We start from the raw sequence: 11,628 nt of genomic DNA on the forward strand, positions 1-11,628 counted from the left end.
ACTGCGCCAGGTACTGCCGCCTTCGGCGTCATCTGCTCGAAACGGCTCCGAAGCTCATTCCGAGACGATCAGCAGATGGTGATGTGGACGGGGCCTCCGGTGTGGGAGATCCCGTCGAGGACCGAGGACGGAATACGGAAGACCCGGCCGGGGGCCGCAGGCCAGGCGAGGGTCCGGCGGGCGACGGTACGGCCGTCCTGGCGGACCGTCACCCTGGGGAAGCGGACGAACTCGTCCGTCCAGAGCAGGAGCCGCTCGCGGGCCGGAGCCGGATCGCCGGGGCGGAGGATCTGCGGTGCGATCCAGCGGAACGGGGCGTCGGCGATCAGCCGGACCCCCTCGGCCGGTGCACGCCTTCCGTCCAGGTGGTCGATGACCTGCTGGGCGACGTGCTTGCCGTCGAGGGCGGCCACGTCTGCGGTGTCGACGGGATGGAGCATGTTTCCGGCGGCGAAGACTCCGGGTCGGCTGGTCCGCAGCGCGGTGTCCGTGAGGGGGCCGAGGGTGCGTTCGTCGAGGGTGATGCCCGCGGAGCGCGCGAGTTCATGGTCGGGGATCCAGTCGCCGGTGAAGACTACGGTGTCGCATTCGACGATTCGGCGCTTGCCCGTGTCGAGGTGCTCGATCTCGACAGCCTCGCACCGGCCCTTGCCCATGACCCGGGTGACCCGGCTGCGGGTGGCGACCGGAACGCGGAGGATGGTGCGGCCGACGGTGTTGAAGGCGCCGTAGGACTCTGCCTTCGGGTACTCGCTGATCATGAGCGCGGGGGTGCAGCCGGCTTCGCGGAGGGTCATGGCCGCGGACCAGCTGACCAGTTCGCCACCGACGATGACGGCCTGTTCGCCGACGGGCTGGTGGTGGAGGTGGACGAGGTTTTGGAGTTGTCCGGTGGTGTAGACCCCATGGGGGCGGTCTCCGGGAATGCGGCGTGCGGTGCGGGGCCTTTCGCGGGCGCCGGTCGCCAGGACGACGGCTCGGGCCCGGATCCGGTAGCGGCCCCCGGGGCTGGTGACGTCGACGGTGTGCTGGTCGGACCAGTCGGTGACCATGGTGCTGGTGCGGATCTCCGCTCCGGACCGTGCGGCCCGGTCGGCCAAGTGGCGGGCGTAGGCGGGGCCGGTCATCACACGGCGCAGGTCTCGCAGGCCGTATCCGGTGTGGTCGCTGTGCCGGGGAATGCCGCCGGCCTGCTTCTCCCGGTCGACGACCAGGACCTGCCCGGCACCGCGGTCGGCGAGTTCGGCGGCTGCGGTGAGCCCTGCGGGGCCGCCTCCGACGATGAGGACGTCGGGCTCGACAAGGGGCAGCTGGTGGGTCATCGGTTGTCCTTGTGCTGGCTGCAGCAGCCGTCGTCGGTCTGGTGTCGGGTGCGCAGGGCCGCGACGGCCGCGCCGCAGAAGAAGCCCTGGCAGCGGCCGTTCATGGCCCGGGTGCGCCGGCGCAGCCCTTCCGGGCTGCGCGCGGGCACCGGGGCATGGCAGGCGTCCCGGATCTCGCCCTCGGTGACCCGTTCGCAGAAGCAGACGATGGTGCCGTAGGCGGCGTCCTCGGCGATGAGGTCGGCGTCCTGATAGGGGCGCGTGGTGGCTTCGCCGAGGTTCGGCATCCGGGGCGGAGCGGGCAGGTCGTCGCGGGCGCGGAGCCCGAGACCGGCTTCCGCCAGGAGCCCGGCGGCGTGCTCGGCGATGGCGATGCCCGCTGTCAGTCCGGTGGAGCGGATGCCGCCCACGAGGAGGTACCGCTGTTCGGGGGTGGCTTCGATGAGGTAGTCGTCGCGGTCGATCGCGGCGCGCAGTCCGGCGTAGCTGGCGGTGACCTCCTCGGTGAGCAGGCTCGGCATGAGCCGCGCGCCCTTGCCGAGAAGGAAGTCGTAACCGTCCTCGGACGTGGCGGTGTCGGTGCGGTCGGTGAGGTCCTCGGCGGTGGGGCCGAGCATGACGTTGCCGTAGATCGTCGGGGAGATGAGCACGCCCTTGCCGCGGGAGGAGGGCACCGGCAGGACGATCCTGTCGGCCTTGGACCGTGCCAGCTTGTCGAAGACGAACAGCTCGCCGCGGCGGGGGGTGACCGTGAAGCGGTCGTGGCCGAGGAGCCGGTCGATCGTGTCGGCGCCGAGGCCTGCCGCGTTGACGACCCAGCGGGTTCGTACGTCGCCCCGGGCGGTGTGCAACGTCGTCACGTCGTCGCCCACGTCGATGCCGGTCACGGCGTGTTCGAGCAGGATCGTCGTCCCGCGTTGCCTGGCGTCCGTGGCCAGGGCGAGGTTGGTGGTCCAGGTGCAGATGATGGACTCGTCGGGAACGGTCAGGCCGCCGAGCACGCCCTCGCCCAGCTCGGGCAGGACCCGGTACACCTCGTCCGCGTCCACGATGCGGCAGTGCTCGTAGCCGTTGGCCTCGGCCTTTTCCTTCAGGCCGGGCAGGGCGTCGAGCTCTTCCCGGTTCCAGGCCACCAGCACGGCGCCGGTGTGCTCGACGGGGATGCCGGTGGCCTCGGCGTAGTCGCTCAGCAGGTGGTAGCCGCGAGCCACGAGCCGGGACTCCAGAGTGCCCGGTTTCGCGTCGAAGCCCGTGTGCAGGATGGCGGTGTTGGCCTTGCTGGTTCCGTCTCCGACGTCGTCGCGGGCTTCGAGCAGCGCCACGGAGACGTCGTAGCCGGACAGTTCGCGGGCGACGGCCGAGCCGACGATGCCTCCTCCGATCACCACGACGTCGAAGACCTCGGGGTGAGGACGGTGGGGGGTGGGGGTCATGAGTGGTCTCCCTTGGTGGCACACGCCTCGGCGGCCTGTGCCCATGTGGTGCGGAACTCCTGGGCCCGGTCTTCGGACCATCGGGGTTCGTAGACGGTCGCCGGCTGCCAGTCACCGACGGCCTCTTCGAGGCTGAGGGCGGGGTCGAGGGCACAGCGGGCGAGCGCGGCGGCGCCGAGGGGGGTGGCGTGCGCGTTGGGGTAGATGTCGACGGGGAGCTGGGCGATGTCGGCCTGGGCCTGCATGAGGGCGGCGGAGTTGGTCAGTCCGCCGTCGACTCGCAGCCTGTTCAGGGGGCGGCCGAGGTCGCGGCCGACGAGGGCTGTCAGCTCGGTGACCTGGGCGGCTATGCCCTGGAGTACGGCCAGGACGAGGTGCTCGCGGCGGGTGGCCAGGGTGAGGCCGGTGAGGGAGGCCGTGGCTTCGGAGGCCCACCGCGGAGCGGCGAGTCCGGCGAAGGCCGGGACGCACATGGCGCCTTCGCTGTCCTCCGCGACCAGCGCGTCGATTTCGGTGGCGGACCGGAGAAGTCCGAGGTCCTGCAGCCAGCGCACGGCCGAGGCCACGGTGTAGACCTGGCCGTCCACGCAGTACAGGGTCTGTCCCGCGGCCTGCCAGGCCACCGACGTCGTCAGGCCCGCGCTGGAGCGCACGGGGTCCGGTCCTGCGTTCGCCAGCAGGAACGCGCCCGTGCCGTAGGTGCACTTGGCCGTGCCCTGCTCCAGGCATGCCTCGGCGACCAGAGCGGCCTGCTGGTCGACGATCAGGCCGGCCACGGGCATCTCCTGCCCGAAGGCGTGCGTGGTGCCGACCACCTCGTCGCTGCCGACGATGCGCGGCAGCCGCTCGTCGCCGAGGGAGAACAGGTCGGCGAGCTGCCCGTCCCACGCCGCGCCGTCCAGGTCGAAGATCAGGGAACGGCTGGCGGTGGAGGCGTCGGTGACGAATTCGCCTGTCAGGTGGTGCACGAGCCAGGTGTCGGTGGTGGTCACCACCCCGTCACGGGTGAGGTTGCGGCGCAGCCACGCCATCTTGGGCGCGGAGAAGTACGGGTCGAGAACGAGACCAGTGCGCTGCGCGACGGTCTCGCGGTGTTCGGCCAGCTCGGCACAGATGCTCTGCGCACGGCTGTCCTGCCAGACGATCGCCGGGGACAGCGGTGTCCCGGTGGCTTCGTCCCAGGCCAGGACGGTCTCGCCCTGATTGGCCAGGGCCACCCCATCGATGGGCCGACCGGCCATGCTCACGGCCCGGCGGCCGGCGGTGAGGACGGAATCGAGCAGTTCGTGCGGATTCTGTTCGACGCCTCCTCCGGGCAGGTAGGTGGGGCGGATGGTCTCCTCGGCCATGGCGACCGTTCCGTCCTCGGCGTCGACGACGATGGCTTTGGTGCCCGAGGTGCCCTGGTCGATGGCGAGGATCGTGGTCATCGCGGGACCCCTTCCGGGTCGACCGCGGAGGGGGCGGTGGCGTTGTCCAGGGCGCGGTCGACGTCGGCCATGTCCGGCATGGTCAGGGCGGCGCGACCGCGCCGGACGAGGAGCGCGGCCAGGTAGACGGCGCCGATGCCGCACAGCACCAGGACGTAGGCCCAGGGCCCGCGGAAGGAGGCGTCCCGGAAGATGAGCAGTTCGTACACCAGCCAGACCGCGGCCAGAAGCAGGACGGGGACCTCCCACCGTCCCAGGGAGAAGCCGCGCGACGGCGGCAGGGAGGAGCGCTTGACCGCGTACATCGCGACCGTGCCGGCGTAGATGACGGCGGGCAGCAGGGTGGCGGCGGAGAACAGCTGGAACAGGGCGTCGGTGGAACGGGAGAAGACCGCGAGGACGATCTGCGCGATGAGCATCATGAACACGGTGGCGTTCAGCGGCGTCGCCGTCCGGGGATGGATGCGCTTGAGCAGGCGCCAGCCGGGGAAGCGCTCGTCCCTGGACATCGCGTAGACCAGGCGGGTTCCGCTGAGGGTGATCACCAGTCCGCAGGAGAAGATCGAGACCACGACGAGGACCAGGAGGGCCTTCCCCACCACGGATCCGAGCACTGCGGTGATCACGGTGGCCACCGGGGTGGCCGACTCTGCGGCGCCGTCGACCCGGCCGACGGCGGCGGTCACGGCGATCAGGAAGAGAAAGCCGAGAACGCCCAGGGAGAGGACGGCCTGGACCATCGCCTTGGGGATGACACGGGCGGGGTTCTTGGTCTCCTCCGCCAGGTTTGCCGCGGACTCGAATCCGACGATGGTGAACGCGCCGAGCAGGAACGCCAGGGCGAAGGGGCCGGCGTGGGTTCCGCCGCCCAGGCCGTAGTAGCCGCTCTCCGGAATCGTCCCGGTCTCGAACAGGTGGGTGAAGTCGAGCTTGCCGGTGAAGTAGCCCACCGCGAACAGCAGCACCGTCAGCGCGATCATGCCGATGAGCTGCGCCGTCACTGCCGCGCTGTTGACCTTGTGGGTGATGCGTGTGGACGCGGCGACCAGCAGGGCTTGCAGCAGGACCACGCCGGCCGTGATGACCCAGGCGTTCTGTGTCGTGCCGATGTACTGGAACAGCTCGGGGAGAATCGTGGAGGCGATCGTGTAGTCCACGGCGACCACGACGACCCCGAGGAAGGCGAACGAGATCCAGCCCATGATCCAGCCCCACACGGGCCCGACGATCCGCGACACCCACTGGTAGGAGTAGCCGCTGATCGGGATGCGCGCCGCCAGTGCTCCGAAGACGAGGGCGACGCAGAGCTGGCCGATCACGGAGATCGGCCAGGCCCAGATGCCGCGCGGGCCCGAGGTGGCGAGCACCGAGCCGTAGGCCGTGAAGATCCCTGTGGCGATCGACACGAACCCGAACGCCACGGAGAACGAGGCGTACCAGCCCAGCTCCCGCGCCATCACCTGGTTCGCCCCGCCCTGCTGCCCCTCGGTCGTTCTTGGCGCCTGAGCACCTGCTTCTGATTTGGCCATGACCTCGTTCCCTGTTTCAGAGTGCTCCGCCGTCGCCACGGGAGCCAGTGGGTGATCGAAGAACCGAATGCGGTCGGCATCGAGGCCCCCTTACAGGGATGCGCTGGTGCCTGTCCGCGGGACGGCCGCGAGGACGCGCGGTCCGCGCCACCTCGACGCCGGTTGACAGCCCACTCGTGACCGTTTGTGTGGACTATTGACTGCTGAGAGTGTGACCCCTTGCCCGTTTGCCGTCAAGGGTTCACGCTCCCGCTCTGGCGAACGCACGCTGTTCACCTCCGCAGAAAACGCTTTGAGCTGCGGAGAAGCGCAGAATTTTGAGATTGCCACCGATACGTTCCAGAGGTCGCACGAGCACTAGAATGCAGTCAAGGTTCCACAGAAACAGTCATCCAGGGAGGGCCGGACGTGCTCGCAGCCGAGCGTCACCGCAGGATCGTCGCCGAGATCGCTCGGCTCAAATTCATCACGACGGACGACCTGACCGGCCTGCTGGGCGTCTCCCCCGAGACGATCCGCAGAGACCTCGCCCTTCTTGAGCGCCGCGGCGAGCTGGCGCGCGTCCACGGAGGAGCCACCGCCGTCCGGCCGCCCGTCGGGGAGGAGGCGTCGTTCAACGAGCGCAGGGGCGCTTTCCTCACCGAGAAGCAGGCCATCGGCCGGGCCGCGGTGGCCCTGATCGAACCCAACCAGACAGTCGTCATCGACGTCGGCACCACGGCCCTGGAGGTGGCCCGTGCGCTGCCCGCCGATCATGTCGGCGTCATCGCCACCCCTTCCCTGCTCGTGGCCGCCGAAGCCAGCTCCCGTCCGCACGTCGAGGTCCTGGTCAGCGGCGGGCGGTTGCGCGGTGGCGACCTGGCCTGTTCCAATGCCCAGGCCGTCGAGTTCTTCGACAATCTGCGCGCGGATGCCGTCTTCCTGGGCTCCGGAGGCATCGCCTCCTACGGACTGACCGACTTCCACCTCGACGAGGTCGCAACGAAGCGCACCATGCTCGCCAACGCGTCCCACCGTTACGTGCTCGCCGACTCCAGCAAGTTCGGGCGCACGGCCGCCCACCGCGTCTGCGAACTCGACGGCTTCGACACCCTCATCACCGACAGCCCTTGCCCGGACGGCCTGAGCGACGCCCTCGGCGCGGCGGGCGACAACGTCATCGTGGCCTGAGGACGGCGCAGCCAACCGCTTCCCCCGGCACCGACGGCCCCCTCGCCTCCGACTCGACAGGTGTCCCGCCCCGTCCAGGAGCGCCGCGAGAAATCCGGTCGTTCCGTCGTGGCCGCGCAGACAATCCATCGGCCCCTCCCCGGACCTCCCCTTGACTCCCTCCGGCCACCGCATCCACAATCCCAGGCAGAAACAGTCAACTTTCCACATGTTCGGGCAATCGGAGTGGTGGCGCATCGTGGCAGGACCGAGACACCGCAATCGATCCTCCGCAGCCGAAGGCGCCGACGCGGCAGCGCGGCGCGAGATCTTCGGCCGTACCGACGTCGGCCTCGCCCCGGTGGGTGCCGTCCATGGCGAGAGCTCCCTGTCACGGTGGTCGCCGAGGTGAGTACGCTCGCTGCCGCAGACCTTCCCGTCGAGACGAAAGCCGATGCCGTCCCCCAGTGAACCCGGCCAACGACATCACTTCGATCTTCGACCTCGACGGCGTCCTGACCAGCAAGGACACGATGTCCTCGCTGGTCAGAGCCCGGCTGGCAACCCGTCCCCTCCGGTTCGCCGCTGCGATCCCACCGTTCCTGCTCGCCTCGGCAGCACCGCCCGACGGCGCGCTGAAGCCCGCGATGAACCGGGCGATCGTGGCCTTGGCGCTGCGCGGAATGACCCGCAGCCAGTACGAGGAACTGGCAGCCGCGACGGGCCGGACCATGGCAGCCCGGACAGCGGTCGCACAGGCCGTGGCAAGGTGCCGATGCGCCCGCGATCGTGGTCCGACCGTCGTGGCGACAGCCTCGGAGGAGAGCCTCGCGCGTGCGTTTCTGGACGGCGTCGGGCTGCACGGCATCCCTCTGGCCGCTTCCCGGCTCGACTTCACCCCCCGAGGGCCCCGACTCGTCACCCACAACGTGGGCGAAGCAAAGGTCGATGCCGTCCGGGCGCTGGGGTTCGTCCCGGAGGGCGCGCTCCTGTACACCGACTCGGCCAGCGACCTCCCACTCGCCCGTATCGCCTGCCGGACCGTCACTGTCAACGCCGCCCGGCGCTCGGTCGCGAAACTCACCGCCGCTTCCGCAGACATCCATCACGAGCGCTGGCGCTGAGGCGACACGAGCTGTCCCAGGTGCCCTTCGCCACGACCACCACTGCCACGCCCGGCAGTGGGACGGCCGTGCAATCGCCGCCCGCGTAGATCGCACAGGGATCGACAGCGGAGACGCTGCCGAACTTGCTGTCCGGGTCGCTCGGCAGGGAGACCCGTCACTGCGTCAGGAACCGGAGACGAATTTCCCGGGTCGTAAGGTTGAGGACATGGACAACCCCTCCGCGGCACGGGCTGTGGTGATCCTGCGTGCGAGCCCGTCGGTGTCCGATCTGGGCGAACTCCACCGCCTCCTCGGCCTGGGGCTGACGGAGATACGGCACCGCGCCCAAACCACCGCCCCGCTGGTCGATGCCGAGCTGTTCGGCAACGACCATGCCGACGTCGCCCAGACGCTGCACACGCTGCTCGACACGGTCGCAGAGCTCGATCACACCGTCCACGTGTGTCTCGGCCCCGAGCGCCCGGGGCCCTGCAACGAGGAGACCCCCGAGGTCCTGCGGAACATGCTCGCCACGGCGGCATCGGACCGTGCGGCCGAGCCCTGACCGATGCGGCACCCGGTCCCCCGGCCCGGACACGTTCGCTGCACGTCGTCATGAGCCGGCTGATGAGTCGTGGTCGGTGATCGAGCCGTTGCCGGCTCCGTCGCGGATGGGCCCGCCCCGGGCGGGATCGCCGACAGGTGGTCAACGGGATCCCGTGGAAGCTGGGGCCACCGGGGCGGCCTGGCGGGATCTGCCCGAACGTTACGGGCCGTGATCGGCTTGCTAGGGCTGTCCCTTCCAGTTCTCCGGGACGAGCGGCGTGGGCATCAGCCACACCGCAAAGGCCACCTGGGCCATAACCTGGAGCATCAGCGGCTCGGCCGTGGCCGCCCCTATGAGCGGCAGCGCAAAGAACATCATGGGGAAGACCAGCAGGGCCCGAAACAGGGCGACCTCCATGTGCTGGTGGGCCAGTCCGGTCACGATCGCCAGGAGCACCGTGGGGATGCCGGTGAAGGCCAGCATCAGCAGGCCGATCTTCATGCCACCGAGGAAGGTGGAGTCCGGGACCACCAGCGCGATGACGGTCCAAACGGCCAGGTGCAGCAAGACGTACGACAGGACGCACCGCCCCATCCGTCCCAGCACCCGTCTCATGCCGGGGCCGGCCCTCGTCCCGGTGACAGTCATCAGCTCCCCCTTGACACATACGCTGTCAGTCCACGTCTTGCCGATCTCCCCTGGCCAGAACGGGGCCGTATCCCCCTGCCACGTCTTGCCGGTGGCCATTCTGTCAGTCGCGATGGTGCGGTGGTCCATGGCTGCGGTGGGCACTGTTCCAATACGGCCATGAGATCTGAGGACGAATGCGCATCCAGTCGGCGAGGGCGTCCTTCGGGCGGTCAGGGACGGAGATCAACCGGTTTCCCCCACGGCCCGGACGAACTGCGAACTCACCGCGTCGACCACCGGGACGTCCGGCCGCTGTCAGTGGTGATCGTTACTCTGTGCTGCCATGGGACTTTCTATCACCGTGGGGCTCCTGGACGACCAGGCGCGCAACGACGCCGAGGGACTGGCGTACCACCGTCACGCGTTCGCGCGCCTTACCGAGGCACTGGCGGCCAATGGTGTCGCCTGGCAGGAGCCGGAGATCGGCGATCCGCCCGCCGTACCCGCTGTCTCCGCGGGCTTCCCGTACAGCTATCTGACCCACCTGCGCCGGGTCTTCGTGCTCGCCGAGCGCGGCGAACCCCTCACCCCCGCCTCGGATGTCGACGACGAGCAGTACGACCGCGACCGCCAGAAGATCCACGACGAGACGGCCATGTTCGCTTCCCATCTGCTCTGCCACTCCGACAACTCGGGCTACTACATACCGGTCGACTTCGGCGAGCCGCTCTTCCTCCAGCCGGAGGCGGGCGTCGACGGCCACGGCATGGTCGGCTCCAGCCAGCGTCTGCTGGCCGAACTGGCCGGCGTCGCACCATCACTCGGCATCCACCTCAACGCCGACGCCACGCTCTCCGCCGCAGAGGAGTCCGCCCTCGCCGACCTCGAGCCCGACGCCCCGTTCAGCATGGAGAAATTCACCTGGCTTCAGCTCTACCGCGCCTGCCGAGCAAGCATGGCCGGCGGTCATGCCATCGTCTTCCACTGAGCTGTTTCCCACTTGGCTGATACGACTGGCCAACCGGCAACGTACTGATACGTGCCGACGGCACACCTCTGCTCACCGACTTCGGTATCGCGGCCGTGCGCGAGGCCACCAGCCTGACCAACACCGGCGAACTCATCGGCTCCCCCGACTGCATGGCCCCGGAACGGCTGCGCGGCCACGATGACGACCCGTCCTCCGATCTGTGGTCACTGGCGATGATGCCGTACCTCGCGGTCGAGGGGCACCAACCGATGTGCCGTTCGTCCACCCTGGCCACCCTGGCCGCGATCCTGGAGGAGGACGTCCCGCCGCCCCGGCAGGCGGGCGTCCTCGGCCCCGTACTGCGGTCCGTCCTCGTCGAGGACGTCGCCTCCCGGCCCGACACCGAGTGACGTTCGGCCCGGCGGAACGCGGTCACAGCAGTATGCCGACGGCGCGCCGGTATCGAACTCCGGCTCCCGTGCCAGGAGTTGACGGCCCTTGACGTGTCTTGTCCGAACCGGTCAGCGTAAGGGCTGTCCCGTAATCCCCGGCGGGCGCGCGACGACAGCTACAGCACCTCGCTGCGTTGTCGGAACGTCCGAATACATCCAGTATGCGGACGCCCCTCCGCCTTGCGATGCACCGCATCTGACGCCGCGCGCTGATCCACCGGGGATTACGGGACAGCCCTTAGGCACGTGTTGCTGCGAACGATGGCAGGCTTCTCCGTGACCGGCTCACCGCTCACCCGTGCATCCGCATCCGGACGCGCGCCCCAAGGACCGCTCGACGGCCTGTTCCTGCCGGTGCGCTCCACTTCCGAGGAGGATTCCGACATGCCATCTCCCACTTCCACGAAACGAACTGTCGCGGCGGTGCACGCCGCTCCGGTGTTCATGGACACCGAGGCGACCGTCGGCAAGGTCGTCCGCTTCGTCGAACAGGCCGGCCGGGAAGGCATCGACCTGCTGGTGTTTCCCGAGACCTTCGTGCCCGGTTACCCGTACTGGATCGAGGCCTACGCCCCGCTGGACCAGCAGGGCGCCAACGCCGCCTACGCCGAGGCGTCCGTCGAGGTGCCCGGTCCGCAGATCGCCCGGGTCCAAGCCGCTTGTGACCGCGCCGGGGTCGGCGTCGTTCTCGGTGTCAGCGAACGGCTCGCGGGGACCCGCACGTGTTTCAACAGCCAGGTCTTCATCGAACCCGACGGCACCCTTCTCGGGGTTCACCGCAAGCTCCAGCCCACCTACGCCGAACGGATCGTGTGGGCTCAGGGCGGCGGCGCCACCCTCAGCGTCTTCGACAGCGCTCTGGGCCGGATCGGCGGCCTGGCCTGCTGGGAGCACACCATGAACCTGGCCCGGCAGTCCCTGATCACCCAGGGCCAGCAGATCCACGCAGCAGCATGGCCCGGTCTGTCCACCATGACCGGCTTCGAGACCGTCGCCGACATCCAGATCGACGCCATGATGAAGACCCACGCACTCACGGCGCAGGCGTTCGTCGTCTCCG

General features: G+C 69.4%; 10 protein-coding genes and 2 pseudogenes. 7 read left to right on the forward strand and 5 right to left on the reverse strand.

Annotated elements, in window-relative coordinates:
* Window positions 1-68: 68 nt before the first annotated feature.
* The 4 genes from ACWCXX_RS34270 to ACWCXX_RS34285 are packed head-to-tail and all read right to left on the reverse strand — an operon-like array spanning window position 69 to window position 5,714.
* Entirely contained in the window at window positions 69-1,322 is a 1,254-nt protein-coding gene (locus ACWCXX_RS34270) for an NAD(P)/FAD-dependent oxidoreductase (protein WP_451134154.1), read from the reverse strand.
* A complete protein-coding gene (locus ACWCXX_RS34275; RefSeq protein ID WP_451134156.1) occupies window positions 1,319-2,755 on the reverse strand; it encodes an FAD-dependent oxidoreductase in 1,437 nt (478 codons plus the stop codon). Before ACWCXX_RS34275 ends, ACWCXX_RS34270 begins: the two co-directional genes overlap by 4 nt.
* On the reverse strand, window positions 2,752-4,185 hold the full coding sequence (locus ACWCXX_RS34280; protein WP_451134158.1) for an FGGY family carbohydrate kinase: 1,434 nt from the start codon (window positions 4,183-4,185) through the stop codon (window positions 2,752-2,754). Before ACWCXX_RS34280 ends, ACWCXX_RS34275 begins: the two co-directional genes overlap by 4 nt.
* Window positions 4,182-5,714, reverse strand: a complete 1,533-nt coding sequence (locus ACWCXX_RS34285; protein ID WP_451134159.1) for an APC family permease — start codon at window positions 5,712-5,714, stop codon at window positions 4,182-4,184. Before ACWCXX_RS34285 ends, ACWCXX_RS34280 begins: the two co-directional genes overlap by 4 nt.
* A 408-nt stretch (window positions 5,715-6,122) precedes the next feature.
* Between ACWCXX_RS34285 and ACWCXX_RS34290 the strand changes: the two genes are divergently transcribed.
* From ACWCXX_RS34290 to ACWCXX_RS34305, 4 genes and pseudogenes are all read left to right on the forward strand, one after another.
* Window positions 6,123-6,884, forward strand: a complete 762-nt coding sequence (locus tag ACWCXX_RS34290; RefSeq protein ID WP_451134161.1) for a DeoR/GlpR family DNA-binding transcription regulator — start codon at window positions 6,123-6,125, stop codon at window positions 6,882-6,884.
* A 446-nt stretch (window positions 6,885-7,330) separates the two neighbouring features.
* A complete protein-coding gene (locus ACWCXX_RS34295) occupies window positions 7,331-7,987 on the forward strand; it encodes an HAD family hydrolase (protein ID WP_451134163.1) in 657 nt (218 codons plus the stop codon).
* 208 nt (window positions 7,988-8,195) lie between these two features.
* Window positions 8,196-8,534 (forward strand): hypothetical protein, encoded by a 339-nt coding sequence (locus ACWCXX_RS34300; RefSeq protein WP_451134165.1) that lies wholly within the window; start codon window positions 8,196-8,198, stop codon window positions 8,532-8,534.
* Window positions 8,518-8,745: pseudogene (locus ACWCXX_RS34305) on the forward strand (transposase); the annotation flags it as partial. The gene ACWCXX_RS34300 and the pseudogene ACWCXX_RS34305, both read left to right, overlap by 17 nt.
* 11 nt (window positions 8,746-8,756) lie before the next feature.
* Here ACWCXX_RS34305 and ACWCXX_RS34310 read toward each other — a convergent pair.
* Window positions 8,757-9,164 carry a hypothetical protein gene (locus tag ACWCXX_RS34310; protein ID WP_451134167.1) on the reverse strand — a complete coding sequence of 136 codons (408 nt, stop codon included), beginning with the start codon at window positions 9,162-9,164 and terminating at the stop codon, window positions 8,757-8,759.
* A 325-nt stretch (window positions 9,165-9,489) separates the two neighbouring features.
* Here ACWCXX_RS34310 and ACWCXX_RS34315 point away from each other — a divergent pair, with 325 nt between their 5' ends.
* The 3 genes and pseudogenes from ACWCXX_RS34315 to ACWCXX_RS34325 all read left to right on the forward strand — a co-directional run.
* The gene (locus ACWCXX_RS34315) at window positions 9,490-10,134 is read left to right on the forward strand and encodes a hypothetical protein (protein WP_451134169.1); all 645 of its coding nucleotides are present in this window, start codon (window positions 9,490-9,492) and stop codon (window positions 10,132-10,134) included.
* A gap of 23 nt (window positions 10,135-10,157) precedes the next feature.
* Window positions 10,158-10,517 (forward strand): annotated as a pseudogene (locus ACWCXX_RS34320) (protein kinase domain-containing protein); the annotation flags it as partial.
* Between the two features lie 435 nt (window positions 10,518-10,952).
* The coding region (locus ACWCXX_RS34325; protein WP_451134171.1) for a carbon-nitrogen hydrolase family protein at window positions 10,953-11,628 on the forward strand (676 nt) is incomplete at its 3' end.

The sequence above is a fragment of the Streptomyces sp. NPDC001732 genome (assembly GCF_053596315.1).